Source organism: Paenimyroides ceti, assembly GCF_030409925.1.
Window position 1 is genome coordinate 764,549 of sequence record NZ_JAUFQU010000001.1, and the last position, 25,773, is coordinate 790,321.

The window sequence follows — 25,773 nt, forward strand, 5'->3', positions numbered from 1 at the left end:
GATAGTGTTTTCATAATAAACAGAACAAAAAAAACCATTAAATTTGATTTATTATGACAGCCAAAAAACCAATCAGTAATCCTGAAAATTATTTAAAAGACATCCGCAGAAAAACCAGAAGGATTTTCACCGCGGAACAAAAGATCCTAATTGTGATGGAAGCCCTTCGGGCTGAAACCTCCATAGCCGAACTCTGTCGCAAGCACGCTATTCAGGAATCTACCTTCTACAAATGGAATAAGGAGTTCATTGAAGCCGGTAAAAAGCAACTCTCAGGAGATACTCTTCGCCAGGCAACCTCCGAAGAAGTCTCTCAGCTTCGGGAAGAGAACCGAAAACTCAAGGAGACGGTCGCCGACCTCGTTATCCGCTACGACATTGTAAAAAAAAGTTTGGAAATTCTGGAATAACCGAAAAATACAGAAAGTATATGAGGTTGTTACCTGAAGAAAAACTGGAAATCATCCAAATGGTTACCCGTAGTGAAATCGGCGTGAACAGGACACTCAGGGAACTTGGCATTCACAAAAGCACCTTCTACAAGTGGTATAATCTGTACCTTGAGAAAGGTGAAGCGGGATTTCATTCTTCCCCTTCTTCTGGCAGAAGGCAGTGGAACAACATTCCTGAAGAAGAGAAAAATCTGGTGGTAGAAATCGCTTTGAATTATCCTGAACTCTCCAGCAGAGAACTGGCTCATAAAATCACCGATGAGAAGGGTGTATTTATCTCAGAATCCAGTGTTTACCGTATTTTAAAGAAAAGAGGACTGATAACGGCTCCATCGCACATCCTGATTTCTGCCTCGAATGAATTTAAGGATAAAACCAATTTTGTTCACGAAATGTGGCAGACAGATTTTACTTACTTTAAAATTCTGGGTTGGGGCTGGTACTATCTAAGCACGGTGATTGACGATTTTAGCCGCTATATCGTTCATTGGGAATTGTGCCGAAATATGAAGGTGAATGATGTTCAAAGAACCATTGACCGAGCTGTGAAGAAAGCAGGTTTAAGAAAAGGACAAGTTCCGAAACTTCTGTCGGACAACGGTTCTTGCTATATTACCGAGGAATTAAAGGAGTATTTACACGATAATCACGGCATGAAGCAAATCCATGGAAAGCCCGCTCATCCACAGACGCAAGGCAAGATTGAACGCTACCACAGGACGATGAAAAATGTGGTGAAACTGCATCATTATTACAGTCCAGAGGAATTGGAAGCGGCTTTGGAAGTATTTGTAAACCGCTATAACAATGAGCGTTATCACGAATCTTTGAAGAATCTAACTCCAGCGGATGTGTACTTTGGAAGAGCCGATGAAGTGTTGAAAATAAGACAGCAGATAAAATCTGAAACTCTAAAAAGAAGAAAAAAGGAATATTACAAAAGAAAATTAATCGAAACCTAATTTTTTTTCTTTTTAAAAGCAAAAAACTAAACTTTAAATTCTATATTTGAAACAGAAAACACTCTCTAAGAAAAAGTACACTTTCTTTTGAAGACATACAGTTGAAAGATGGCTTAAAACAATAAAAATGACTTCAGATTAATCAAGACGCATAGAAAAGAAGTTTCTATCGAAAAAACTAACGTAAAAAAATTGCACTAAATCATTTCACTTAAAATGAAAGCCAGAGAAGAAAAATTAAAATCAATCATTAATTGGTCAGAAAATAACGAAGATGTAAGAGTGGTTTTACTCACAAGTTCGCTCGTAAATCCTCTTGCGCCTGTTGATGAATTTAGCGATTTAGATATTGAACTTATTTTTGAAAATAACACTCAATATATTTCAGACAATAATTGGACACATCATTTTGGGAATCCAATTGCGATGATTGAAGAGGATGAAAGTAGCTTCGATGGAAAACATGCAATGAAAATGATTTTGTATGATGATCATGTAAAAGTTGATTTTAAACTATTCAGCAAAGACAAGTTTCTGCAAGAAGTAAAACTCAAAGAATTACCCGAAGATTGGGATATTGGCTATAAAGTTTTGATTGACAAAGAAGGAATAACAAAGGAAATGCAGAAACCTAGCTTTCAGTTTTCCATCATCAAAAAACCATCAGAAGAAGAGTTCCAACGTATTCTCAATGACTTTTGGTGGGACACCACTTACGTCGCAAAATGTCTAGCGAGAGATGAAATGTTTTATGCAAAATTTATGTCGGAAACCAATATCCGAACTGAATATCTAATTCCTCTCATCGAATGGTATATCGGAAGTAAACACAACTGGAATATAACAACCAATAAATATGGAAGGCTTTTTAAAAAATATCTAAACCATGAAATGTGGCTGAAAACAGAGCAAACATTTTCAGGAAGTAATATAAAAGATAATTGGACAGCTTTATTGGCAATGGCTGATTTAGTTTCAGAAATCGGAACTGAATTGTCGGAAAAGTTAGATTATGAATATCCTTTTAAATTAGAAAAAGATATCCGGAAATATTTAAACGAGCTACAAATGAAATAGAATTGTTTTTAAAATTAATCGGCAAGTTAAGCTTCCCTACTTTTTTCTGAGAACTTTTTCTTATTTCACATTTTTGTTTAATTTAGTTGGGTTGAAGCAACCTGAAAAATTATTAAATACAATATGAAGAAACTGCTTAGTTTGATAATCATTTTATGTTTAGCAACGGCTACATTTGCACAAAAAACTAAACAGATTTTTGTATCAGCAGACATTGATAATTTTTGGAATGCTTATGACAAAATAAATGCTACCAAAGACAGTGCTCAGCAATATAAGCTATTAAAAGATTTTTATCTTGATAAAGGAACTCCCGGACTAAAAAGTCTGATTAAAGTTCGCAACTATTCAGAAAAAGAATTTATTAGCTGGATGACACAATATCCAAAATTCTGGTCTTCATTAAAACCCAATACCTTAAAAGTAAAAAGTCTTTACCCGAAAATAAATGCAAATATTCAGAAGCTTAAAAAAGTATATCCTGATTTAAAACCTGCCACAATTTATTTTTCATTTGGTGCTTTCAGAACAGGTGGAACAATTGATGGAAACAGGGTTTTAATTGGAAGTGAACTGTCATTAGCAGATAAAACCTCCGATGAAAGTAGTATCCTGAAAAATCTTGACGAAAATATCGTTTTTGAAGTTCGTAAAAACTGGAAAACAATATTTGAAATCGAAGGGCTTTCAAAATTCAAAGAATATCTGAACTCATCCGATCAACAATTGTGTGGTAAGAATTTTAAAATCAGGTCATCTTGGAGTTTTAGTTTACCAAACGTGACTATTGGAGTAAAATATTTTCCGCCAGTTACAGAAAAGGATATGCACCCTACTCAAAAATATGAGCAGATAAGGTTTGTACTAAATGATAAAAAAATCGCTAGTATTTTGTATGAGAATTAGTGAATTTTATCCTAATTGATAACGGCTTCTATTACTTTTCTAAAATATTCCGCATCATTACCAATCAGCAAGTAACTTGAAAAACCAATATCTAAAAGATATTTACCCACTTTCTCATCATCAATATCACTATGTGCAATAAGTTTTATAGTTGGATATTTTGTTCTTAATTCTTGAAGTTCAACAAAAACATTCTTGTTGTAAAAATCAAGGTCGATAATACAAATTTTTGGGAGTTCATTTAATGAAGATAATTGTGATAGTCCATCTTCAATGCTTTCCGAACGAAATAAGACTTCAGTTCCTGAAGCAATGAGGTCTTTACAAATGAAATCTAAAATTGGGCTTTTATCATTGATAAAGGCGAGTGTAATTTTTTGTTGGGATGTACCAGTTTTCATATCATCATACTTTTTTAAAGTTGATGTAGCCCTGCACAAAAAGAAAGCGCAGGCCACTACACTTACCGCACATTGAGGCACTGGTATACCCGACAACGAATAAGCGAGCGCCCACGCCTATGGCATGAGCGTTCTTCCTTATCGTCCCGTTGTCTAAAAATTACCAGTTTTCAATGTGGGACTTAAAGCAAAAACACTTTAAGTATTTCTATATTTTACATAGCAAAGATACTAAACTCTTGCTATTAGATGTATTAATGCAATAAAAAAGCTTAGTCTGAATTAGTTTTGTGATTGATATAATTCTGCTCCAATATTGTCATCAAATCTGTTTCCTTATAAATAATTTTGCCACCAATCTGAATATACGGCAGGATATTATCATCACGATATTGCTGTAAAGTGCGTTTGCTAATGTGTAACAGTTTGCATACATCTTCGCCCGACAAATAAATTTCTCCATTCATTACGGGACGATAGTTTTTTAATATATTTTCAATACGGTCTCTCAATATCAAAATCATTTCTTGATGGGAAATGATTTCTTCATTATCATTCGTCAGTAAATCCATTATCATTGGTATTGTACGGCTGTCCAGCTTCGAGCAAAGCCTGTACGTCCGATAGTTTGTAATAATTCTTGCGGTTCAGTTTGGAATATGGCAATAACCCTTTATCCTTGTAAGTCTGCAACGTCCGTTTGGTAATTTTCATCATCAAACAGACTTCCTGGTTATCGAGCCACTTCTCCTCTTTGAAAATCGGGGTATATTTCCGTGTGGCATTTTCGGTCATTTCCAAAAGTTCCCTTAGCTTATTCTTCATTCCATCCAGTGCGGATTTTGGTATTGCGATAACTTCCATTTTTCTCTCAATTTTTCTGTGGAAGTCGAATTTATAAAGGCTTTCTAAGCGACTGCACAATGTTGTATCCATTGGCACTAAAAGGAAGTGTTTGGCAGTTTACTACCTCCGTAAACAAAAATCGGATAGCCTTTTGAGCTATCCGATTTTTTACTGCTATTTTGAAATATTAATTGTATGTTGACTGGAATGTCCTTAGTTTAATTTTAAAGCCGTTTTTCCAATTAGAATAGTCTGTAATGTCTTGGTCAATTTCTGGTTTATTTGGTAACAATGGAATTGTTGAAGTCCCTCCATCGTGTTCTGTTACGGAATACTTTCCGAATAGGTTTAGAAGAAAATCAACATCTGTTTGCTCTGTAACAATATAACTTGATAAATTACCTTTTTTTAGATGAATGTTTTTAGAAAATCGTTCGTAAGTTTTATTTGATAAAACTTCTTCAACAGAACGTTCTAACAACATTCTAAATCTTTTTCTTGCAGAATCAAGTTTAGTTTCTCGTCCGTGTGCATCAGTTAATATAAGAGCATCGTGTTCTGTTAGTATTCTTCTGATAGAATCGACTCTTTCTTGCACATTTTTAGCTAAATATGGAATCTCGTCTGTAACGATACCACTTATTCCATTGTATTTGTCAATTCCTATTACTGTGCAGTCCGTTGATGTTATTGCTTTATGTGTATCTATAAGCAAACGTAAAAATGACAGGTCGTGAGTAAAGACAACTATTTGTCGGTTTTGTGATAGTTGAACAATTTTATCCGAAATTTTATCCCTATTATCCATATCCAAAGACGTAACAGGGTCATCAAATATTATCGTATTTAGACGATTGTCAATCGTACATTCAGCTAAAAAGTTTGATAAGGCAATAATTTTTTGTTCGCCCTCACTTAAAATTGAGTTGATTGAATCATTAATTCCGTTTAAGCCACATCTTTGATATGTATTTCCTTGACTTGTTCTCGTTCTTGAAATCAAAACTTTACTTGCTAAATCACGATTGAAGAAATTGAGATGGGAAACAAATTCTTGGTGCTGCAAACTTACGGCTTGGTTTTCCATTAGTTCGCCAATTTTGCGTGAAATACCATTGGTGGCGAGTTGGGATTGACAAGTGTTTATCCAAGACCTGTATTTATATTCGTCAAAGTATTGAAGAATAGCCGTTTTGTTGTTAAACAAAAATTCTTTTACTGATAGTTCATTAAGTTCAGAAACTAAGGTGTTTCTATTTTGTAGAAGCTGATTGTTCTGTGCAATCTCGGTATCAATTCTTGGAATTATGCTTGTTATGCTTGGTGTCAGAGTTTGTAAACTTATGTTTAGTTCGCCACCATTTTGCAAAAAAGTAATGATTGAATTTCTGAATGTAGCAACTGAATTAGCAAACTGGTTATAGCTATCTCGAAAATTTGGTATCAACTGCTCTAACTCTGCAAGGTTTTCAATTGGTGGAATGACCAATGAATTGTATAAGTTTAGCTTTCCCTGAACTGTTGAGTTAATTAAATTTAGCTGTGTAGAAACGTCATTTAATACAAATTGATTGAAAGTTGTCAATCTTTGTTGTGCAGTTTCGTCAAGTTCTTGTTGGCACAACACACATTTTTCTAATGAAGTTAAGGATGGGAAATTTTGACCGTCTGAAAGATTTGAACTATGTGCATAATTTCTTGCAGCTTCCCACAAAGTTCGCCAAGGATTTGTGCCAAATCCTTCTAACGTGTTTACGTTTTGTAGTTGAGTTGTCGCAATTTGATACGCTTGATTAACGCTTTCAAAAGTATTTCTATTTGCTATTAGTTCGTTTAAGTTTTGTTCGTCAAATAATGTTTCAATTTGTGAAAATTGTTGTATGTAGCCGTTAATCCGTGTTCGCTGATTGGTTAAGTTTGTAATGTTTTGTTGAGGATTTTGTGCTGTGGTTAAGGTTGTAAGTTCTTGCTTTCTATTGATGTTTGCTTGGCTAAATTGGATGTATGAATCAACGTTTGTTCGTTGTAGATTTTCTATTGTTCCATACCATTGTGCTGTGGAGGTTTGAAGTAAATTTTGTGGCAACCCTGGTTTTTGTGTGTTGTAAGAAGCAACAGACGAACTAAAGGCTTGCGAAATACTTCCAAAGGTCGAAACCAATTTTTCTAAAACATCAATTCCTACAGGTTTATATTCTGTGGGATTTTCATTGTTGATGTAAATATCTCCGCAGTCGTTATCAAAAACAAAAAATGAATTAAGGATAGGATTGCTCGGACTATTTTCTGTCCAAGAAAAGTTAATATTTGAACCATTGTCTTCTACAATAAAATCAACTTGTTGTTGATTAGAAGATGGATTAAAAACATTCTTTTTTAGTGTAACACTTGGATTTCTGCTCCAGCAAAGTTTTCTCAAAATACGTGAGTAGCTTGATTTTCCCGAACCATTTCCACCATAAACTATTGTCAAACCTGTATTGGAAAATTGTAACCCTCCTTGATTGTGTAAGGCACAAATATTAATAGGATTGTTTAAGCTGATTAATTTGGGATAATTGCCACTTATCGCAATTGTTGTTGGAATGTGTGTGCTATTAAGCGGAATAGGGTTTATAGTAATTGTATTGTCACCACATTCTTTTTTTACCAATTGAACAAGTTCGTCAATGTCGTTTTGTGTAAGTGTTGTTGATGCGACAAGTCTTCGTAAAGCATCTTGAACAAACGCTGGTCTGCCTTGCGACCAATTTAAAATATCCTGATATATAGACATTGTTTATAGTATTTAGTTTAGGTTGTAAGGTTGTACTCTACATTTACAGCTAACACATTTATTATCCTACAAAAATAGTTAAATGATAAGTTTAGTTATGATTTATTGTCGGGATTGGCTGCTCTGTTTTAATTTCTTTTTTCTCACGGGAATAAACCCATAACGACAATAGCCCGAATATAATCAGTGCATAGGCTACCCATTTGCCAACCTTTTCAATCAATTTAATGAAAACCGAACTTTCATAAGATGAAAAACCCTCTGCTCCCATAGGTCTGCGCCTGTAAAACTTTCTTCGGTTAATCCAGTAACGAAGTCCCAAGCCTGCAACCAAAAATATTACCCCTATAACCAATGATGCAACCATATCCTCACATTTTTAATTTCACAAGTATAAATTTAAGAAATATTGATGAGCCAGTAAAATGCACATAAGCCAATGCGCTGTAAATAGAAAACGACTTACCAATCAGATAAGCCGTTTTTATGAAATGAAATACTGCTTTTAATCACTACTGTTAAACTGAAAGCTCAATTGCTTTTCGTTCCCGAAGCTGTCCGAAATCCAAACCTCAAAGGATTGTGATACGGTAGATGTTGAAGTATAGTACAATCGAAACTGCTCTGTCGGTAACGGGTATAAATCGTTCGGCAGGTATGGTGGTTCATCGTAGTATTGTAACGTTCCCTGTCCGTCAAACTGAAAGTAGCGGAGAAAATACTGCGTGTTGCTGTAATTGCCTGTACGCTGTATGGTAATGCGTATTTCTACCGTCTGCCCGTTGGCAACATCTTTAGGTACTGGCATTACATTTACCTCGAAAGGAAAATCGTTCTGTATTTCGAGTTCATCATCTTTGCTACAAGATACCAACGTAACCGAAGCTGTGAGGATTGCCAGCATTACATATATCGGCAGTAATCCTATTCTGAATTTATTTAATATTGCTATCATCGTTTTATGTTTTAAAAATTAAACCTTAATCCTACACCTGCGGATGGTCGGAATTGCTCTAAGTCCGTACCCCAAAATACTTTTGTGCGTCCTTGCAGGATTAACACAAAACGGTCTGATAGATATGTTTCAAGAGTGAGCCGTCCACCAGCTCCGTAGATGAAGTTATCCTCGCTCAAAATCTTTGCTCCGTCATACAACATCGCTTCGCCACGATTGATGCTTTCATAACCGACAACACCTGTTATTCCGAAGTTCAGCGTAATGTTTTTACGAGCATCGCCCAAAAGGAAGAAACTGTAGCCGCCTTCGGAAGTGTAGGTTTCCTGCGGTATGCGGAGGTCTTTGTAGTCGTGGTATTGGTGGGTGTATTCCAATGCCCAAAGCTGATAGTTCCCGTTTTTACCGTTCACGGTCATTCCAATATTGAGGTAATAATCATTACCAATTTTATCGTTGGATACTACACCTGTACTTACTTCCAGTCCTTTCTGTTTTGGGAGCATTCTTTGTGCCTGTGTAACCGTGATGGCCATCAAGATGAGCATCACGGTATAGATATACTTTTTCATATTATTGGATTAAAATGTTATTAAAATTTTAGGTGCATATCGTTTATTAAACGAGCTTTTATCAAATCCGAATTTTCTACCTGCAAAGTTTGATGTCTGCCACCGTTCTTCTCGAAAATCTCAATCAACAGTACCTTGTCATCGGCAATGGTAAATTGGTCTAACAGGAACACGTTTTGTTCGGTTAGTTTCCCGCCAATCTCGTCCAAAGGTTTGTAAGTGCGTAATGGTATCATCGGGCGTTCCTGTACAACTGTACGTTTGGCTACCTTTTTATCTACTACTTTGAAATTGATAAAATCAATCTGGAAAGGCACATTGGTTTTATTTCTCAATTCCGTATGGAAATAGTATTTGCCGTTGTGGATATAAATGCCTTTGAGAACAAACTGAATGCCGAAACTTTTAGCCCCAATGTGCTTTACAATCCGATTATCATTTTTGTAAATTGTTTCTAATAGCAAGCCTGCTAGTGAAGGCGAATTATTGCCCAATTCTTCAAAAAGCACATCGTTTCCATTGGCTTTATCCACTGCCTTTTGCATTGTAAGTAGGTCGTAGCTCATTGCCTCCGGGTAAGAACTGTAATACACATTAAAGCTGTAAAAACGTCCGTCATTCGTAATGACTGAAAAATTGGTTTCAGGTTCAAAATCCCTTACCGTTGCTTTAACACGTAACACATTTTCTGCATCTTCTGCTTTTCCTGCAATCAGATATTCGCTTCCCAAATCCACATAACGGATAGCGGTCGGAAAAATCAAGTGCGAAGTTTTATCGTAGGTAACTTCCATTTTATACGGTTCTATCTTGCCTAATGCAAGCGGAGTTCTGATGCTGTCTTGTGCAAAAGATTGTACGGCAAAGCCGAGTATCAGGGCAATTGCCCAAAAGGTTTTTAAATGATTTTTCATTGTTTTATTTATTTGAGTTCAACATTATTTTTTAGATACCAAGAAGACCTGATGTCCTGCTTTCAGCGTAACTTTTGGGGTTCTTACCTTTTTAGCAAAATAGCCCGAAATTCCCTGTACCACGCCACGACTAAGATCTGCTGCAACCTGCTGTCCGGCATTCTGCGTGAGCATTACGCTCGTTCCACCAGTTTGGCTCATATTGCCTGCCATTTCGGTAAGGGCATTCATTTCCGGCGAATACGGAACGTACAAGCCTTGCTGTCCGTCCAAATCGTAAATGGTTATATCTACCGGGATGATATTGCCCTCCAGTTCTATCGAGGTAACTTTTAGTTGTAAACGCCCTCCCTGAAATTTCGCATTAGCCGTTAAAATCGTTCCTTTTGGAATGGTACGGCTCGGTGTTTTTGCAGGCTCTAATAATCGTAAACGCACACCTGTTTCGCCAACTACTGTTTGGGCATCGTGTACACAGGCTTTGATACTGTTTTTAGGCTGTATCACCTGCTCAACAGAACCAGCGGTATAAAAACCACGGTTCTTTGTTTCGCTCCAATCGGCTAAAAAAGCACTGTCCGTAGGTTCACGGTACAGGGCTGATACAGCATTCTTTCTTGCAGGCGTAAACGATACAAAATGCTCTTTTTGGTTAGCACCCGCAACACCAACAGCACCCGGAACAGCACCATTAGCAGGTGTTGAATTTTCGGTATTCGCATTTTTTGGCAGATACTTTGCTGCCATTTCATAGGATTTCTCCATTAGCTTCAATTGGTCATCAACTGTGGCCACAGGTGGCACATCCTTTTCTGATAATTTTTCTTTCAATTCGTCCACCTGCTTACGCAGTTCCATTGTTTCAGCGTTATCATCTTGATAAAAGGAACTCAATGCGCTTTGGCTATTTCGATAGCTGTTCAAAGCAGGATTACTGCTTCTTTCCGAATTTCTCCCACTACCGCCAAAGCTGTTGTTTTCCTCTTCTTCATTAAACGGTTCGTCGGTTGGCTCTTCTTTGTCTTCTGTATTCCAGTAGTCTGAAAGTGTAGCCAATGCATTGCGTTTTTCCTGCTCTTTGCGTTCGAGCATTTCCTGTTCATACGCCTTGCCTTTGTCGGCAGGCATTCCAGTTCCAGTAGCCTCTGGTACCGCATCGTTCAGCCCTACATTTTCAATTGTCTTTTTGTCTTCGGATGGTTTAAATATGAGGTACATACAACCCACGAAAACAATCGACATTAAACCAAAGATTAAGGGCTTTTTGAGCTTCTCCTTATTATTCTGTGTGCCGTCTTGCAACACATCAGCAGTTGCTGTCGAGTTCCCCTCCGTTACCCGAACAACTGACTTTTTGTTCTCATTTTCTTTCATAAATTTTATTTTTTAAAATTGTTGATACACTATCCTGCAATCTTGCAGGACTTCCATTTTTTTTGAGGACAGGGTTTTCGATATGCTCTATGATCATATCGTTTCCAGACTTTGTATCGTACCAGACTTTGAAAATTACACCTGCGGTAAGCAGTAGATATCCCACAAAAAAGCACAGGGTATATTGGTGCTGTTTGCGTACTGGTAACGTCTGCCAACGTTCATCAAGCTTGTCAAAATACGTGTCCATATTTGCTCTTAGTTTTTTCATATTCTTATTATTTCTGATGTTAGAGCTTGAACCGTTTTGAACTTGAGCCCAGATTTTGTTTCTGTTCATCATTGACCAGTGCGATCGCTTCAGTTAATTTGGGTGCAGATATGATTGAAAGGTTTGTCAATTCCGATTTTTTAAGCAGTTGCCCAAAGCTGTCTTTCTTGGCTATTTCCATTCGGCTCAATGAGAATTTGCCGTTCAGGTACTTTACCCACATACTGCATTCTACACGGGGCTTGTCTTCTCCCAACCATTGCAGATAGCCTGTCAACAATAAATCCTGTTTGGGTAAACTGTCTGTACCTTTTTGGTAACTTTCAAGGTAATCGCTGATGCTTTCTTTCAGCTTTCCGGCATACGCACCCTGCGTATGGAAATAGCCGTTATATCCTTTTTCTGTAAGGATTTTTGCGAACGTGTTTAAATCTGATAATACTTCCATAAGATTATTTTTTAGCGTTCGATGACTTCTATATCCCTGTTTTCCACGACTGCAAATTTTTCGATATTGAAGCCTTGTGGGTTGTTGTCAGAGCGAACGGAGTTGACTAGGTAGCAGGAAGTAATCAAGTTACGTCTGGTTACATTGCTTGACCGAATGATGAATTGTTTTGCATAGGTTCGTACCGCATAAGGATGGGTATCGAAATTGCAGACCACACTATCTACTTCGATGCGTTGCTGTACATTTCCTGATATAATACGACTGTAATAGCCTTTTTCCGACAAGTCTTTATAGTAGTCGAAGGCACTTTTGTCAGCAAGATTGAATGCCCTGCTCATATTGCTTTCTATAGCGTTTTTGTCGGGAGCAAGTGTAAAGAACAGTTCGTGAAACCTTCTAACGTGTTCTCTTGCTTCCACAGGTCGGTTGATGCTCGCATCCTGCGATAAGGCAAGCATCAAAGATTTGCCGTTATCCAATACATAGATTTTTTGGCGTTGTTCTTCTGCAAAGCGGTAGGACTGCCATACGGCATATCCTACCACGCCAATGCAGAGAACCGCAAACACAATGGCATATAGTCTTATCTGCCTAAAGCTGTTTTCGATATTTCTTAGCGTTTTAAATTCCATTTTTTTTAATGATTTATTGTTATTTATTCATCAGTTTACCGCCGATGTTTCCTACTGTAGATCCTGCACCAGCACCTGCAAGGTTTCCTGCCTTCATCGCTGTTTGATTTACATTACGAGTAAAGTTTCCTGCACCTCCGGCTTGGATTACCCAACCTGTTACTGTTGGAATTGTGAAGTAGCCAACGATACCGATAATCATAAAGATGATGTACACCGTATTGCTCGTATCGGGTATGTAAGTTGGATCGGCAAGCATTGCTATATCCCGTTCTAAAATGAGGGATTGTATTCTTGCCAACATCGAACTGAACAAATCGGAAACAGGAAGCCACAGGTAAACACTTACATACCTCGTGATCCATTGCGTGAGCGTTGACTGAAATCCGTCCCAAACGGAAATAGCAAAAGCTATTGGCCCCAGTATCGAAAGGACTATCAGGAAAAATGTTCGTATGGTATCAATAACTAAAGCCGCCGCCTGAAAGAGTATTTCCAATAAATTGCGAAACCAATCCTTTATTGCTTTCTCTATCTTGTAGGCTTGCCTGTCCATATACATTCCTGCCATTGTACCAACATCGGAAGGCGACCATCCTAATTCATCCAGTTTTTTATCAAACTCTTCGTCTGATGCCATATAGGCGGTTTCGGGATTTCGTACCATTGCTTCGTATTCCAATTGGTCTTTCTGTTGCTGGAGTTGGTTGAGGTCAAGCACCTGGTCTTCGAGTATGGCGTGAGTTCCTGTAACTACCGGGCTTAATACTGCATTAATGGTTCCCAACACGATGGTTGGAAAGAACATTATACAAAGACCCAGAGCGAATGGACGCAGTAACGGAAACACATCGATAGGCTCGGCTCGGCTTAAAGCCTGCCAAACCTTTAATGCTACATAGAACAACGCACCCAATCCAGCCAATCCTTTAGCCACAGCCGCCATATCACCAGCAAGTGGCATCATATCATCGTAAAGTGAACGAAGGAGTTCGTGAAGATTATCCCATTCCATTTTTACCAGTATTTTTGGTTAGAAGTTCCGTAGAGTTCAAGCACTCTCTGTGCGTCGTTTTTCTTTTTCGCTCTTAGATAGCTTACAGAAATGTTCTTATTCGTGTAGTAGCGAACAAGGCTGTGGTAATCCTTAACTTCTTTGTACACACGGTCAATTACATCCATACGTTCTTTATCGTTCAGGGAAAGACTTGACGAGGTTATAATCTGCTTCAATTCTTTCAGCAGTTCGGTACTTTCATTGAGCAGTGCCGAATAACCGTTGCCGATTGCAACCAATTCCTGTGGTGTAAAATTGGGGTCGTTCATCATTTTTCCAAAGTTCTGAACATATATTTCGGACACATCGCCTACCAACAATACGGTTTGCTGTACTTTACGGGCATCTTTCACAAGGTTGTTGATAGCTTTCAGCTTATCGTAATATTCCTTGCCCTGGTCGTACACTTTCTTCACTTCGTTGAAGTTCTTTACCACATTGCTCACGGTGGAAGAAGTCTGTATGATTTCGTTCGCACTGTTGATAATTCCTGATGCCAGATTTGCAGGGTCAGTTACTACAAATTGGGCTTTAGCTGACGGTGCTACGGCGAGCATTAATGCCGTACACACTGTAAAAAAGATTTTTTTCATTGCTTCTAAATTTTAAAATGTTAATTGATTATTGATTTATTTTGTCACGCCTTTGCATTGCGATATGCTTGATGGCGAGTTCTACATTGCCGTCCAGTTCAGCAGCAAGCTGCATCACTTCCATTTTTTCGGTTTCTTCGGTGGTGTAAGCAAGGTATTCCTCCAAACTAACTTCGGTGGCATAGACTGCCGAGTGCGTACCACCTAAGCCTATCCAAACCTCTTTGTAAAGTCGGCTTGCATCGTTGTTCATATTGATAGAAAGTACCTGCCCTTTTTCCTTATCTGTAAGCCCCAACATCGCCTGTATATCATCAAACTTGTTCATATACTTGCGTTGGTCTAAAAGGATTTTACAATCACTGTTGTTAATGATACTTTCCTTAACAATGGGCGACTGGATGATGTCATCCACCTCCTGCGTTACCACGATGGCTTCACCGAAAAACTTCCTAACCGTTTTAAACAAATACTTTATATATTCTGCCATACCTTCCTTCGCAATCGCTTTCCACGCTTCTTCAATTAGTATCAGCTTTCGGATGCCTTTCAGCCTACGCATCTTGTTAATGAAGACTTCCATAATGATAATGGTAACTATGGGAAAGAGGATTTTGTGGTCTTTAATCGCATCAATTTCAAATACGATAAAACGCTTACTCAACAAGTCTAACTGCTTATCAGAGTTTAACAGATAATCATACTCACCACCTTTGTAGTAGGGTTCGAGTACGTTCAGGAAATTGGCAATGTCAAAGTCTTTCTCCCTTACCTGTTTTTCTTCGAGTACCTTTCGGTAATCGCCTTTTACATACTCATAGAAGCCGTTGAATGATGGGTAAACATCTTCTTGTTTGATGCGTTCGATATAGCCTGATACAGCATTTGATAATGCTACTTCTTCTGAGCGAGTTGGTGGTTCATCATCACGTTTCCAAAGGGTCAATATCAAAGTCTTGACGCTTTCACGCTTCTCAATATCGAACACGCCATCATCGGTATAGAAAGGATTAAAAGCAATCGGATTATCTTCGGTATAGGTGAAGTAAACACCGTCTTCGCCTTTGGTTTTACCTTTAATGAGTTCGCATAATCCTTGATAAGAATTACCAGTGTCAACAAGCAAAACGTGAGCGCCTTGTTCGTAATACTGTCGTACCATATGGTTTGTGAAGAAAGATTTACCAGAACCTGATGGGCCGAGTATGAACTTATTACGATTGGTAATAATTCCACGTTTCATCGGCAAATCTGAAATATCCAAATGGATAGGCTTCCCCGTTAATCGGTCAGCCATTTTTATCCCGAATGGCGATGGTGAATTATGGTAATTGGTTTCTTCTGTAAAAAAGCACAAAGCTGGCTCTATGAACGTGTAAAAGCTTTCCTCACTCGGAAAATCACCTGCATTACCCGGCATTCCTGCCCAGTACAATGTTGCTACATCCGTAGTGTTGTGTCTGGGTTTACATTCCATCAATGCTAAAGCACTTCCACAATCATTTTTTAGCTGTTTCAGTTCTGCCGGATCATCCGACCACGCCATAATGTTGAAGTGAGCACGAACAGAAGATAGCCCAAAACTGTGGGCTTCGTTTAGGTACTTTTCTATCCACTCTTTGTTGATTTGGTTGGCACGACTGTAACGAGCCAGTGAGTGCATATTCCTTGCGGACTTCTCAAACTTTTGTAGACTGGCTTCGCTGTTATCCAAAAACAAATATTGGTTGTAAATGTGGTTGCAGTTTAACAACAAGCCCACAGGTGCGGCGAATGACAAACGACAATCACTTCGATCAGTAGATAGTTTTTCGTAACGAGTATCCGCTGATACCGTTCCGGGCAGGTCGTCCGTATCGGATAAGGTGTGCAAGCATAACCTTTTGTTCCCGATACGAACTTCTTCGGCTCCTAATGCGATGTCCTGCATGGGTGTCCCTGCATCTCTTGACAAGGTGAGGTACTGTTCTAATAACCCCTGTTTTTCATCTTTACCGATGATATCGTTTTCACTCAGGCGTCGTAGGCTTATGAAACCACTATCATTCACGATACGTTCAAACTGCGCAACGGCTTCCATAAAACGGTGGATTGCTTCCTTATCTCTGATTTCCTTTGGTATCAGCGTACCTTTGCAGAGCGAAGAGAAATTGCTTTGCATCCGCATCCGATCTTTGGTAGTTTTGGTCAGGAATAAATAGCAATAATGGTTCAAGAAAGGGCGTTCGTTGAAATGTTGTTGGTAGGATTTGCCTAAAAAACTTAAATTCTCACCAGCAATATCTGGTGCATAGTTTTCCTTAATGTACCAGTCTTGTTTATGGATGACCGTATAATCGGGCAAGGTCTTGATAGCTTTATGCCAAGCGGAATGAATCGCTTCGTATTCCGCAGAAGCTACTGTGAATAGTTCTGGTAAGCGTACTTCAAAACAAGCGGTAATATCTGCATCCTTGGACAGGATACAATTATTTTCTACTGCCAACAAAGGAAACTTATTTTCCAACGTAGTGACTTTTGCTACATTTCTCATACGGCAGTTGATTTAGAGGTGGACTTTAAATAACGATGCACAGGCTTGCGACAGATGATGTAATGGGGATGCCTTTTTATTGCGCCGATTTTCATCAATCCGTGTTCACCATACTTTTGATTGAGTGAAAAGGTCTGCCATACAATTAGCGAAGCACCACCAATTCCTAAAGACAGACAGATGTAAGAATTAACCCCAGCCATGTAAAGTATCATGACCAGGATCAATGTCCCAAGTAATCCGCCGGCGAAGATGAATAGGTACTGCGCTTTCAGTCCCTTAAATTCTACTGTTCTTCCAATGCCTTTGTTGATGTTGTAATTACTCATAGGGCAAAGGATTAAAGGAAAAATGAACGAAGAATGGTAGCAGCTACAATAAGGAAGATACAGGCACCGAACCACGATGCCGCCGTTTTACTGGTATCGGGATCTCCGCTACTGAACTTGTTGTACACTTTAACACCTCCGATGAGTCCTACTACGGCACCAATAGCGTAGATAAGCTGTGTGGCGGGATCGAAATAAGAGGTGACCATTTGGGTAGCTTCTGTGATACCTGCTGTACCATTTCCCTGGGCGAATGCACCGATTCCTGAGAGCATCAATGTAGCTGCCAGCAAAACTTTTTTTCTTTGTTTTTTCATGATTAAACACATTAATTTGTTATTGTATTCCCACTTCTCGCGGGCTTTCTGAACAAAGGTGTTTCAGAAATCAAGGCGTTATAATAAAGTGACAGTCAAAGGAATGATTTGGCAGTGAGTGGCGTTATAGTTGATAATGGAGCATGAAAAAATGCCAAACATTTCGATACAGAATAGCTGATAAAATTTCTCCCTTATGATTTTATAAGTTTTCCATTATCCTAAAAAGACACTGGGTATTTATTTATCCCCTTAACAAAGTCCCAAGAGACCCACCGCTTAAAAAAAAGATTTATTAAAATTATCATTTAAGTATTTGCTTAAATAAGAAAACTATTTGTATTTTTGCTGCGTTATTAAATCCTAAACAAGGAAATTATGGAAAACAATCAATCGTGTATCCGTGTGTTTGCCGACAAGGTTCAAATAGACAATTGTAGAGTAATACTTCAAACCAACGACAAGGCATTCAGCCAACTGAGTGGACTTTTAGCATTGGCAGGAAACGAAGTAAGGTTGAAAATCTTATTTCTCTTAGAAGAAGAAAACGAACTCTGCCCTTGCGACCTTTCAGACATTCTCGGAATGAGCATTCCTGCCGTTTCGCAACACCTCAGAAAACTAAAAGACGGAAACGTCATTGAAGGGAGAAGAGAAGGACAAACCATTTTCTACTCTTTGAAACAAGAGCAACTGACTTTACTTCGTCCATTTTTTAAACACATCATAAACAATTCAAAAAAGGAAACAGTATGAACAAGAAAAACAACAGATTTGTCGGAGCGGGAGTGCTTTCGGCAGTAGCAGCATCACTTTGCTGCATTACACCTGTATTGGCTCTTATTTCAGGAGCGTCAGGAGTGGCATCTACATTTTCGTGGATGGAACCAGCAAGACCTTATCTAATCGGTATCACTGTTTTGGTGTTGGGTTTTGCTTGGTATCAGAAACTTAAACCACGAACAGCCGAAGAAATTCAATGTGATTGCGAAGAAGACGAAAAGAAACCCTTTATGCAGACCAAAACATTCTTGGGAATTGTAACCGTATTTGCAGCCTTGATGCTCGCTTTTCCGAACTACGCACACATTTTCTATCCTTCAAACGACAACAAGGAAGTTGTAATCGTCAATGCTTCTGACATCCAAACGGTAACTTTTGATGTAAAAGGAATGACTTGCAATGGTTGTGCTTCACACGTAGAAAATGATGTGAACAAATTGCCAGGCATTGTTAAGGTAGATGCGATTTATGAAGAAGCGACTGCCAAAGTAGAATTTGACCAAACCAAAGTGAGTCTTGCTCAAATTGAAGAAGCCATCAACGGTACAGGTTACAAAGTGGTTGGCAAGAAATAGTATTTTTTTGCCCCTCGTATTTAAGAACTTAATTAAATAATTATACTATGAAAAAGAATTTAATTCTATTGAGTGCTTTGTTCCTAATTGGAATTGCTCAGCTTAATGCTCAATGTTGCAAACCGACTGACAGTAAAGCACAAACAGCAAATACAAACCAGCAAGAAGGTAAGACCCTGCAACTGAAAATCACGGGAATGACTTGTGCAGGTTGTTCCAACCATATTTCAAATGCCCTCAAAGAAGTGGACGGCATTATTGAACACAAAGTGGAATATCCGGGCGATTTGGCAACTATCCAGTACGACCCAAGCAAAACAAATCCTGAAGCTATCATAAAAGTAATTGAAAAAACAGGTTATAAAGCCGAAATCATTAAAGAAAATTCTAAATAATATGAAAACTGTAAAATTAATTTTAGGCATTGTTACTATCGGGATGATAGTAGCTAGTTGTAATAAAGAAGTACAGGAACCGGAAGTAAAACCAACAAATTCTTCAACTCCCGGTACTAATTCTTCCACCCCAACAGGTACTTCGACCATTTCTTACACAGATTTGAGTGCGGAACAAAGCACCATTGCGATTGGGGCAACCACAAAAGTAACAGCTACAGCAACAGGAGATGGTCTTTCTTATATCTGGAGTGCATCAGATGGCGATATTATAGGAAGTAAAGCATGTTTGCAGTAAAACCCAAAATAGAAAACTTATGAAAAATCAACGAAAATATATTGACGGTCAATTAAACGACATTCTTTTTTCTGAATTTAAGATAAAGAATAGCGATTTTATTTTACGAATATTTCAAGAATTGATGCAAGGCAGTTCTATATCTAAAAACAGATTTTATAAACTAATAAAAGTGTCCAAAGATAAAGCGGACGCTATTTTGAATAAACTGGGCGAAACCGATGTACAAGGAAATATTATTGCATTTTCTGGTCTATCTACAGTTCCTACCAAACATCGCTTTATTGTAAATGGTAAGATGTTATACACATGGTGTGTAGTAGATGCCATTCTGTTTGCTGAATGGTTAGATGTGGAAGTCAATGTTCATTCGTCCGACCCAATTGATAGTTCTCTCATAGAATTACAAATAAACGGAGGTCAGCTATTATGGACAACTCCTTATCCTTTATTTATTTCTTGGGTAGAATCTGTTGACACCTGCAATATTAAAGGGTCGCTATGTAATCACGTTTCATTTTTTGCAAGCGAAAGAACAGCAAAACAATGGTTAAAAAATAATCCTGATGGAAAAATATTGACGCTTGAGGATTTCTTTGAGCCTAAAAACATAGGAATGAAATGTTGTTAAGTATAGTCCTAAATAAATTAAAAAAATAAGATGAAAGAAGAAAAAATAAAATTGGAAATTGCAGGTATGACCTGCGACCATTGTGCCACAGGAATAAAAAAAATGCTTTCACAAAATGAGGGTGTTAAAGAAGCCAATGTGAGCTACCCAAAAGCTACTTGTGAATGTTCTTTTGACCCTACCAAAACAAGTAAAGAAGAAATCATCAATACCATTAACGGCACAAAAAACTATCGTGTAAAAAGTGAAATTTCTGAAAATGGAAATAGTAGGAATAATCAATTTGATTTAATAATTATCGGTGGTGGTTCGGCTGCATTTTCGGCAGCTATCAAAGCCGAAAGTTTAGGTTTATCGACCTTAATGGTAAACGGTGGTTTGGACTTTGGCGGTACTTGTGTCAACGTGGGTTGTGTGCCTTCTAAAAATCTTATTCGTGCAGGCGAGTCGGCTTATCACGCTACACATTCCAACTTTGAAGGCATCAAGCCAAAAGGAGTTGATATTGATTTCGCTCAAATCATCAAAGACAAGAAAAAATTAGTAGCCACACTTCAAGAGAAAAAATATATGGATGTGGTAAGCGATTTTGAAAACCTGACTATGCTAAAAGGTTGGGCAAAATTCAAAGACAACAAAACCATTTTGGTTGATGGCAAGGAATACAAAGCCTTCAAATTTTTAATTGCTGCGGGAGCTACGACCAACATTCCGACTATTGAAGGATTGGACAAAATTGACTACTTGACCAACGTTTCCCTTTTCGACTTGGAAGAAAAACCCGAAAGCTTGACCATTATGGGAGCAGGTTACATAGGTTTGGAAATTGCAATGGCGTACAATCGTTTAGGCGTTAAAGTCCGAATCATTGAATTTACCGACCGTGTTCTACGGACACAAACCCCAGACATCAGTGAAGCATTGGAAACCCAAATGCGAAAAGAAGGCATTGAAATCTTACCTAATTTCAGAGCCGTGAAATTCGAGAAACAAGGGAATGAAACCATCATTCACTGTAAATGTGCTGACGGTTCATTTACGCAAATTATAGAAAAAGGTAAGGTAGTAATTGCCACAGGCACAAAAGCCAATACAAGCCAATTAGGGTTAGATAACATTGGTTTGGAACTCACCAAAAGCGGACATATCGCTGTAAATGAAAAAATGGAAACCAATCTACCTAACATTTACGCAGCAGGTGACGTAACCAACACCCCTGCATTTGTTTATACAGCCGCTTTTGAAGGTAAAATTGCCGTTGAAAATGCGTTCTCAGGAACAGATAATAAAGCCGATTATTCTTCTTTACCTTGGGTGGTGTTTACTGACCCACAAATTGCAGGGGCAGGTTTAGATGAAGCACAGGCAGAATCAAAAGGCATTCCATTTGAAGTTTCAAAACTGGAACTTAAAGACGTACCGAGAGCCATTGCAGCAAACGACACAAGGGGTTTTATCAAACTCATTCGCAATACCGAAACTGACAAACTGATAGGTGCAAGAGTAGTTGCACCCGAAGGCGGGGAACTTATTCAACTATTAAGTATGGCTATCAAATACGGTATTACAGTAAGGGAATTGGCTGAGAGTTTCTATCCTTATTTGACATTAGGAGAAGGCATAAAATTAGCAGCCATAACATTTGGAAAGGACGTCTCAAAGTTGAGTTGTTGTGCGAGTTGATGAATAGGTTTGTGCTTTTAGCCCCTAATTTCCACCGTTTTCCAAAATTGATAGTGAGAGGAATTACTTGGCAGTGAGTGCCATTTTAATTGGTAGCTATTAGTAAGAAGCACATCGAACAAAATGATGTTCGACGTGCTTCTTACTAATCCTCTTTTAAAGAGGTTACATTTTTCGCCCTTTGCTTCCTTGCTCTTTTTTTGAAAAGGAAACAGACTTGTTTTGGAGTTTTTTCTTGATCGTTTTTTCTTTCAGCACCATCAGATTTTCTGTTATTATTTGTGGTAGGAATGTTTCCTTCCAGGGAATTGTCTTTGCTTCAAAATGAGATTTTAGACCTATACGCTTTAAATCTTCTTTGATATTCCAACCTCCGTTTCGGTTCCAACCAATTGGATCAAGATCTCTTTGAAAAGGAAATTGAACGGCGATAAGGTCTTTTGGAAATACCAGAATACTATCATAATCTAACTCTTGAAATTCGCGTGTTTTAGGGTTGTAGGGAATGATGTAAGCATTCGCTTCCTCGGAGAAATAATGATCTATTTCATCAAAGACAATTCCTTTTGACAAGAAATCATCTTTGGGGCGAAGCATATCCATGCGTATATCAACATAAAATGTATGACCTTCAATATTGATTGTAGGAAGCATTCCCTTTTGGGTTCTGTCATTGAATGCCGTCTGATCCACCATCAAGTCGAAGTCTGTTTTATTTTCTAATTCTTGGGGTGTTAGCTTATACTTTTCTGCCATTCCTGCTGGATCAAGCACAACGAGTTCCGGTATCTTTACTGAAGTGTCTTCTCCGTTACTTATAAGGTTCGGAATGTTCTTCTCCTGTAGACTATAGTTAAAAGCGTAGCCATCTTCTACATCGCTCATTACGTAAATTGAAATGGTATTGACTGGATTGTTTTTTTCCCTTAACTCGACCTTATTTATATCGATCAAGAAATCTGTTCCCTCGATATTTATACTGGGCAATTCTCTTTCCATACTTCGTTGTTTTAAAAGACAAAGGGAAGTCTATACAAACTCCCCAATGTCGAAATTTTCCAAATCATTTTTCCGCAAAGTGGAAGAACTGGTTTCCGTTTCAGAAGAAAGGCTACTATCCAATAGCTCTGCTATTTTACGAGAAGTGCCTTCCATAGAATTTTCCAAAAGGCTGAATAATTCGGTTCCCTGTATTTTCTGAACTATAGCTATCGCTGTTTCCTTTTGAGATTGCTCCAGTTTTTCTTTTTGAAGCAGTATCCCCACGGAGCTTAGTTCTTCAAAGGTAACCCCTTGGGCGAAACCGTTATCGCCATCGGATAATTCGTACCTATTCCATTCTTCCTCCTCTTCCCCAAAATCAGGCATATTACTGAAAACTTCGTCCAGCTCTTCCTGCGGAATTTGAATGCCGACGTTTTCATTTTCGTCGTATTCTATGTCAAAATTATCAGGATTTATTTCTGGTTTTTCAACTTGGCTTTCGGTGGCATTGTTTGGCACCGAAAGGCTTCTCTTAGGTCTAGGTTGCCCCATAATATCGGGCAGTTTAGGGTTGCTTTTTTCCTGTATCGGTTTTCTTTCTGAACTTTTTTTGATTACAATCTTGTCCTGCACAAGCAGGGCAATCACAATCAGCAGGCATATCACAATTACTATTTCCATAACTATAAAATGGGTTTAAAACGTTCGTTGAAATAATCAGTAATATCATCCCCAAACTCCCTAAAGTGGTGTTCAAGGATGTTGTCGATATAAGAATAGAGTGTAGTCTTTTCTTCTCTTGTTAATTGCACAATGCGGATTAACCTTTCGTGGTATTCGGGACGTATGTAAACGACCTTGCCGTTACGCCCCGATGGAAACCGATTGACCAAAAACGTTTCCTCATAGTCCGCTTTCTTTGATGAACTGTTACGGACTTTTTCCCTGGGCTTTGTTTCCTTTGGTACATCCTGCTTTTTGTTATTGCTCGGTGGAGCAACAGGCTCATCGCCGCTTATGATGTTCATAAGGTATTCCTCATCAACATTGGGCTTTTCAAAATCGTTGTTTTTGTTATCTGAAGCCATACTTTACTATTTTTATAGATGAGTGATTTTTAAAAATTCCTCGACAAACAAATCCATTTTAGTTGTTTTCATTAACTGTGGTTCGGCAGGCAGCAAACTTGACCGGAATACATAACTACCTGTATCGTCTGTTTCCTTTCGGAAACGCTTGCTATCCATTATTCTTGTTTCCATTATAGGCAGGTTGAGTTCTTTGATGACACTTTGATACGCATCATACAAACCTGTTTTTTCCCTGCCGTCCACTTGGTTCCAAAACAGCCACATCTCTTGTTCGGGATTGCCCTCGTCCGTTTTTGGAAGTCCGAGAAAGGCTTTGGTAAAGCTCAATGTACTTTCCACTACCAAACGGTCGGCAGTAATGGGCGAAAAGATGAAGTCCATTTTTTTTAAGGTAGTCAGTACGCCTTTGGTATTGGCTGTTCCCGGCAGGTCGAAGAAAATAACATCCGGTACAACCACCGACTGGCTTCTGTATTCCGATGCTTTCTCCAAAGCTGTTTCAGCTTTGCATTTAATAATCGGGTACGCTTTTTTGTTGATGGCTTGAAACTGCTTCATTGCCGCCTTTTTATGGTAGTCGTTCTGCATTATGGTTCTCTTATCCCGTTCACGCATATTGGTCAGGCTGTGCTGCGGAAAGTCACAGTCCATCACCAGCACATTAAAACCTAAACGGTAGTGAAGCACACTTGCCAGCAAAGTGGTCATTGTAGATTTTCCCACACCGCCTTTTTGGGTGGAGAAGCTGATTTTTAAAGTTTTCTTTGTTGTTTCCATTATTTAAAAATTTATTGTTACACACTTTATTTGTTTTGCAGGATTGAATATTGGTTTATCTGATTATTACCTCATTCCTATATTCCTGCATTCCCTTTTGGGTACTTTCCTGCACAGGTATCTGCTTTCATTTTTGCCTTGTCAGGTACATTCTTTGGTAAGTGGCAAACCTTGCAACAGGTAAATTGCTTTACCGCTTTTATGCTTTTACACTTTTATTGTTTTATGCTTTTAAAACCCTATGCTTTTATTCCAAACCGCTTGTTTGCAAACTTGATTTTCTTCTCTGTTTAGATACATTTTTTACTACCTGCACTAAAATTATACGGCAAATAAAGCGATTGATTTGCCCGCTGATTGCGGTGTGGCAGTGTTTGGCGTTCAAAGGCAGTGTTTGGCACTGCTATACAATACAATGCTTTCGTAAACAGGGCTTTACTTTGTACAATGATTTTTATTAATGGATTTATGCAAAATTCTTTTGACAAATCGGAGGGTAACGGGAACGGCATCGAGCCGTTTTTCCCTGTTACATTTAATCCGTCCCGCAGGGCGGATTTTTGTGTTCAACGGAACACGGCAAGTTGTGTTTTGAGGCACTCGAAACCGAGTTAGTGCCTCAAAACAACTTGCCCTGCCGGGAGCTTAAAAAACCACTCCGAAGTCGAGGTTTTGTGTGAATTTAAAATGGATTAGTGATGAATGAGAATAATAACAGAAAACAAAATAAAGGCGGACGGAAGGCAAAAACCGACCCAAGTATCCACCGCCACGTTTTCCGTCTTACAGACGAAGAAAATGCCAAACTTTTATCGCTTTTTGAAGCATCGGGAATGCCCAATAAAGCAAAGTTTATCATTTCCCTGCTGTTCAGTAAGGAAATGAAATCGGTTAAAATTGACAAGGGAACGGTTGATTTTTATATGCGATTGACCTCGTTTCACAGTCAGTTTCGTTCTGTGGGTGTCAATTACAACCAAATTGTAAAGCTTTTATACAAGAATTTTTCCGAGAAAAAAGCCGCAGCATTCCTTTATAAATTAGAAAAACAGACGGCTGAAATGGCGATGCTATGCCAAAAAATCATTCAGATAACCGAAGAATTTGAAGCAAAACATCTAAAAAAACAGTCTTAGAA

Annotated in this window: 32 protein-coding genes and 1 pseudogene; 11 read left to right on the forward strand and 22 right to left on the reverse strand. The window is 38.4% G+C overall.

The features are described 5' to 3' along the window. Nucleotides 1-53: 53 nt before the first annotated feature. The 3 genes and pseudogenes from QW060_RS03615 (at nucleotide 54) to QW060_RS03625 (ending at nucleotide 3,397) form a co-directional block, all read left to right on the forward strand. Nucleotides 54-1,414: pseudogene (locus QW060_RS03615) on the forward strand (IS3 family transposase). A gap of 216 nt (nucleotides 1,415-1,630) precedes the next feature. Next, nucleotides 1,631-2,491: an AadS family aminoglycoside 6-adenylyltransferase gene (locus QW060_RS03620; protein WP_139420103.1), complete on the forward strand. Its 861-nt coding sequence runs from the start codon at nucleotides 1,631-1,633 to the stop codon at nucleotides 2,489-2,491. 123 nt (nucleotides 2,492-2,614) lie between these two features. Continuing rightward, nucleotides 2,615-3,397: a hypothetical protein gene (locus tag QW060_RS03625; protein WP_290362324.1), complete on the forward strand. Its 783-nt coding sequence runs from the start codon at nucleotides 2,615-2,617 to the stop codon at nucleotides 3,395-3,397. 11 nt (nucleotides 3,398-3,408) lie between these two features. Here QW060_RS03625 and QW060_RS03630 read toward each other — a convergent pair whose 3' ends face one another. The 17 genes from QW060_RS03630 to QW060_RS03710 all read right to left on the reverse strand — a co-directional run bounded on the left by QW060_RS03630 (nucleotide 3,409) and on the right by QW060_RS03710 (nucleotide 17,418). After that, nucleotides 3,409-3,879, reverse strand: coding sequence for a DNA-binding response regulator (locus tag QW060_RS03630; protein WP_450091471.1), 471 nt, complete (start codon nucleotides 3,877-3,879; stop codon nucleotides 3,409-3,411). Between the two features lie 191 nt (nucleotides 3,880-4,070). Continuing rightward, entirely contained in the window at nucleotides 4,071-4,370 is a 300-nt protein-coding gene (locus QW060_RS03635; protein WP_049038341.1) for a helix-turn-helix domain-containing protein, read from the reverse strand. After that, nucleotides 4,351-4,734: a helix-turn-helix domain-containing protein gene (locus tag QW060_RS03640; RefSeq protein WP_450091477.1), complete on the reverse strand. Its 384-nt coding sequence runs from the start codon at nucleotides 4,732-4,734 to the stop codon at nucleotides 4,351-4,353. Before QW060_RS03640 ends, QW060_RS03635 begins: the two co-directional genes overlap by 20 nt. 97 nt (nucleotides 4,735-4,831) lie before the next feature. Continuing rightward, a complete protein-coding gene (locus QW060_RS03645; RefSeq protein ID WP_078781155.1) occupies nucleotides 4,832-7,420 on the reverse strand; it encodes an AAA family ATPase in 2,589 nt (862 codons plus the stop codon). 91 nt (nucleotides 7,421-7,511) lie between these two features. Continuing rightward, complete coding sequence (locus QW060_RS03650) at nucleotides 7,512-7,787, reverse strand: molybdenum ABC transporter permease (protein ID WP_290362325.1); 276 nt, start codon at nucleotides 7,785-7,787, stop codon at nucleotides 7,512-7,514. 138 nt (nucleotides 7,788-7,925) lie between these two features. Next, on the reverse strand, nucleotides 7,926-8,375 hold the full coding sequence (locus QW060_RS03655) for a DUF3872 domain-containing protein (protein WP_290362326.1): 450 nt from the start codon (nucleotides 8,373-8,375) through the stop codon (nucleotides 7,926-7,928). 11 nt (nucleotides 8,376-8,386) lie between these two features. Continuing rightward, complete coding sequence (locus QW060_RS03660; RefSeq protein ID WP_115050578.1) at nucleotides 8,387-8,947, reverse strand: conjugal transfer protein TraO; 561 nt, start codon at nucleotides 8,945-8,947, stop codon at nucleotides 8,387-8,389. A gap of 20 nt (nucleotides 8,948-8,967) precedes the next feature. Continuing rightward, nucleotides 8,968-9,861 carry a conjugative transposon protein TraN gene (traN, locus tag QW060_RS03665; RefSeq protein WP_290362327.1) on the reverse strand — a complete coding sequence of 298 codons (894 nt, stop codon included), beginning with the start codon at nucleotides 9,859-9,861 and terminating at the stop codon, nucleotides 8,968-8,970. Between the two features lie 24 nt (nucleotides 9,862-9,885). After that, complete coding sequence (gene traM, locus QW060_RS03670; protein WP_290362328.1) at nucleotides 9,886-11,235, reverse strand: conjugative transposon protein TraM; 1,350 nt, start codon at nucleotides 11,233-11,235, stop codon at nucleotides 9,886-9,888. After that, a complete protein-coding gene (locus QW060_RS03675) occupies nucleotides 11,222-11,506 on the reverse strand; it encodes a nitrogen regulatory IIA protein (RefSeq protein WP_156309102.1) in 285 nt (94 codons plus the stop codon). Before QW060_RS03675 ends, traM begins: the two co-directional genes overlap by 14 nt. A 19-nt stretch (nucleotides 11,507-11,525) precedes the next feature. Then, the gene (locus QW060_RS03680; protein WP_156309101.1) at nucleotides 11,526-11,954 is read right to left on the reverse strand and encodes a hypothetical protein; all 429 of its coding nucleotides are present in this window, start codon (nucleotides 11,952-11,954) and stop codon (nucleotides 11,526-11,528) included. 11 nt (nucleotides 11,955-11,965) lie between these two features. After that, on the reverse strand, nucleotides 11,966-12,589 hold the full coding sequence (gene traK, locus QW060_RS03685) for a conjugative transposon protein TraK (RefSeq protein WP_002978256.1): 624 nt from the start codon (nucleotides 12,587-12,589) through the stop codon (nucleotides 11,966-11,968). Between the two features lie 19 nt (nucleotides 12,590-12,608). Then, nucleotides 12,609-13,604 (reverse strand): conjugative transposon protein TraJ, encoded by a 996-nt coding sequence (gene traJ / locus QW060_RS03690; protein WP_002978255.1) that lies wholly within the window; start codon nucleotides 13,602-13,604, stop codon nucleotides 12,609-12,611. Between the two features lie 2 nt (nucleotides 13,605-13,606). After that, complete coding sequence (locus QW060_RS03695; protein WP_037438479.1) at nucleotides 13,607-14,239, reverse strand: DUF4141 domain-containing protein; 633 nt, start codon at nucleotides 14,237-14,239, stop codon at nucleotides 13,607-13,609. A 28-nt stretch (nucleotides 14,240-14,267) separates the two neighbouring features. Next, nucleotides 14,268-16,772 carry a TraG family conjugative transposon ATPase gene (locus QW060_RS03700; RefSeq protein ID WP_290362329.1) on the reverse strand — a complete coding sequence of 835 codons (2,505 nt, stop codon included), beginning with the start codon at nucleotides 16,770-16,772 and terminating at the stop codon, nucleotides 14,268-14,270. Then, nucleotides 16,769-17,101, reverse strand: a complete 333-nt coding sequence (locus QW060_RS03705) for a DUF4133 domain-containing protein (RefSeq protein WP_003002417.1) — start codon at nucleotides 17,099-17,101, stop codon at nucleotides 16,769-16,771. Before QW060_RS03705 ends, QW060_RS03700 begins: the two co-directional genes overlap by 4 nt. Before the next feature lie 11 nt (nucleotides 17,102-17,112). Beyond that, on the reverse strand, nucleotides 17,113-17,418 hold the full coding sequence (locus QW060_RS03710; protein WP_034871415.1) for a DUF4134 domain-containing protein: 306 nt from the start codon (nucleotides 17,416-17,418) through the stop codon (nucleotides 17,113-17,115). A gap of 378 nt (nucleotides 17,419-17,796) precedes the next feature. Between QW060_RS03710 and QW060_RS03715 the strand changes: the two genes are divergently transcribed. Genes QW060_RS03715 through merA form a run of 6 tightly spaced genes read left to right on the forward strand, consistent with a single transcriptional unit; the run spans nucleotide 17,797 to nucleotide 21,783 of the window. Beyond that, nucleotides 17,797-18,174: an ArsR/SmtB family transcription factor gene (locus QW060_RS03715; protein ID WP_002978241.1), complete on the forward strand. Its 378-nt coding sequence runs from the start codon at nucleotides 17,797-17,799 to the stop codon at nucleotides 18,172-18,174. Continuing rightward, a complete protein-coding gene (gene merTP, locus QW060_RS03720) occupies nucleotides 18,171-18,776 on the forward strand; it encodes a mercuric transport protein MerTP (RefSeq protein ID WP_002978239.1) in 606 nt (201 codons plus the stop codon). The genes QW060_RS03715 and merTP overlap by 4 nt, the downstream gene beginning before the upstream one ends. A gap of 47 nt (nucleotides 18,777-18,823) precedes the next feature. Continuing rightward, nucleotides 18,824-19,171: a heavy-metal-associated domain-containing protein gene (locus QW060_RS03725; protein ID WP_002978237.1), complete on the forward strand. Its 348-nt coding sequence runs from the start codon at nucleotides 18,824-18,826 to the stop codon at nucleotides 19,169-19,171. 1 nt (nucleotide 19,172) lies between these two features. Further along, complete coding sequence (locus QW060_RS03730; RefSeq protein WP_002978236.1) at nucleotides 19,173-19,469, forward strand: hypothetical protein; 297 nt, start codon at nucleotides 19,173-19,175, stop codon at nucleotides 19,467-19,469. 19 nt (nucleotides 19,470-19,488) lie between these two features. Then, complete coding sequence (merB, locus tag QW060_RS03735) at nucleotides 19,489-20,100, forward strand: organomercurial lyase (protein ID WP_002978232.1); 612 nt, start codon at nucleotides 19,489-19,491, stop codon at nucleotides 20,098-20,100. 30 nt (nucleotides 20,101-20,130) lie between these two features. Beyond that, complete coding sequence (gene merA / locus QW060_RS03740) at nucleotides 20,131-21,783, forward strand: mercury(II) reductase (protein ID WP_115050584.1); 1,653 nt, start codon at nucleotides 20,131-20,133, stop codon at nucleotides 21,781-21,783. 165 nt (nucleotides 21,784-21,948) lie between these two features. Here merA and QW060_RS03745 read toward each other — a convergent pair whose 3' ends face one another. Genes QW060_RS03745 through QW060_RS03760 form a run of 4 tightly spaced genes read right to left on the reverse strand, consistent with a single transcriptional unit; the run spans nucleotide 21,949 to nucleotide 24,635 of the window. Beyond that, nucleotides 21,949-22,782: a hypothetical protein gene (locus QW060_RS03745; RefSeq protein WP_115050585.1), complete on the reverse strand. Its 834-nt coding sequence runs from the start codon at nucleotides 22,780-22,782 to the stop codon at nucleotides 21,949-21,951. 30 nt (nucleotides 22,783-22,812) lie between these two features. Then, entirely contained in the window at nucleotides 22,813-23,448 is a 636-nt protein-coding gene (locus QW060_RS03750) for a hypothetical protein (RefSeq protein WP_002978226.1), read from the reverse strand. A 2-nt stretch (nucleotides 23,449-23,450) separates the two neighbouring features. Further along, on the reverse strand, nucleotides 23,451-23,855 hold the full coding sequence (locus QW060_RS03755; protein WP_002978223.1) for a DUF3408 domain-containing protein: 405 nt from the start codon (nucleotides 23,853-23,855) through the stop codon (nucleotides 23,451-23,453). 12 nt (nucleotides 23,856-23,867) lie between these two features. Continuing rightward, nucleotides 23,868-24,635: a ParA family protein gene (locus QW060_RS03760; protein ID WP_003002404.1), complete on the reverse strand. Its 768-nt coding sequence runs from the start codon at nucleotides 24,633-24,635 to the stop codon at nucleotides 23,868-23,870. Between the two features lie 43 nt (nucleotides 24,636-24,678). Between QW060_RS03760 and QW060_RS03765 the strand changes: the two genes are divergently transcribed. Next, complete coding sequence (locus tag QW060_RS03765; protein WP_290362330.1) at nucleotides 24,679-24,819, forward strand: hypothetical protein; 141 nt, start codon at nucleotides 24,679-24,681, stop codon at nucleotides 24,817-24,819. Between the two features lie 106 nt (nucleotides 24,820-24,925). Here QW060_RS03765 and QW060_RS03770 read toward each other — a convergent pair whose 3' ends face one another. Next, on the reverse strand, nucleotides 24,926-25,147 hold the full coding sequence (locus QW060_RS03770; protein ID WP_290362331.1) for a hypothetical protein: 222 nt from the start codon (nucleotides 25,145-25,147) through the stop codon (nucleotides 24,926-24,928). Between the two features lie 186 nt (nucleotides 25,148-25,333). Between QW060_RS03770 and mobA the strand changes: the two genes are divergently transcribed. Next, on the forward strand, nucleotides 25,334-25,771 hold the full coding sequence (gene mobA, locus QW060_RS03775) for a conjugal transfer protein MobA (RefSeq protein WP_290362332.1): 438 nt from the start codon (nucleotides 25,334-25,336) through the stop codon (nucleotides 25,769-25,771). Nucleotides 25,772-25,773: the final 2 nt, after the last annotated feature.